The 821-nt window shown below is 46.3% G+C and carries 1 protein-coding gene; it reads right to left on the bottom strand.

The annotated features are described in order from the left end of the window. Position 1 precedes the first annotated feature (1 nt). Positions 2–821: hypothetical protein (locus N1032_RS24570; RefSeq protein WP_259543138.1), on the bottom strand; the 820-nt coding region annotated here is incomplete at its 5' end.

The raw sequence follows: 821 nt of genomic DNA, 5'->3' as shown, positions 1-821 counted from the left end.
ATCATTTGAAGATTACCCCGTCTTTCATCAGGCGAATGATTTCGCGTTTCTCGTCGGTCAATGCGTCAGTGACCAAATCAATCTCGTCAACTTCCAGATAACCGTTAGAGTGAACCAATAACCCAGCATCAGGAACGACAGCATTAAAACGGCGGTACGGCAACACCGCATCATTTTTAAGTACCTCGATGAACGGAATAGAAACCCCATTTTCACCGCCAACTTCAATACGGTCATTTTCCGAGGCGATACGCTGGAGGTTTGCATAAGGAATCTTAATCCCCAAATCAACCTCTTTCTGATAGAACACATCGCCCGGCATGGCTGAGGACGTTAACAGAATAGTCGCCTTTCCGGTGTAAGCATCAATAGACATTTCCACGGTGAGCGATTCCCCGATAACGTATTGCGTATCGACTGCGAACGGGGCGACATACGGCAAATGTAACATCGTTACAGTATTCGCAAAGTCCAGCATGTTACCATTCGGAGCCGGGGTTTTAATCGTACCCATCGGAATAGTAATGCGGTCGGTCAGGAACGGCAACGCATCAACTTTAGTATCCAGATTGCCTAACCGGATTGTTTCTGTTTTCGTACCCGCCAGATTAGCCGGAACTTTGAACGGGATTTCAATCAGGTTAATAATGAACTGCCCGAAATCGGCTAACTCTGTAGTTTGTGAACTGCTCCCGGTCTGGTCTTTAAACCGCGCCGTGGTGAGTTCGCGCATTACATCATTATCCACCAGATAAACATGGTTCGTACCGCTTACATGTGTATGAACCTGAGTTTCGACAATAAACGACACGTATTTATTA

Source organism: Herbiconiux daphne (assembly GCF_024979295.1).
GTDB classification, from domain to species: domain Bacteria; phylum Actinomycetota; class Actinomycetes; order Actinomycetales; family Microbacteriaceae; genus Herbiconiux; species Herbiconiux daphnes.
The sequence above is the reverse complement of the archived record's forward strand: the minus strand, read 5'-3'. Positions and strand labels throughout refer to the sequence as shown.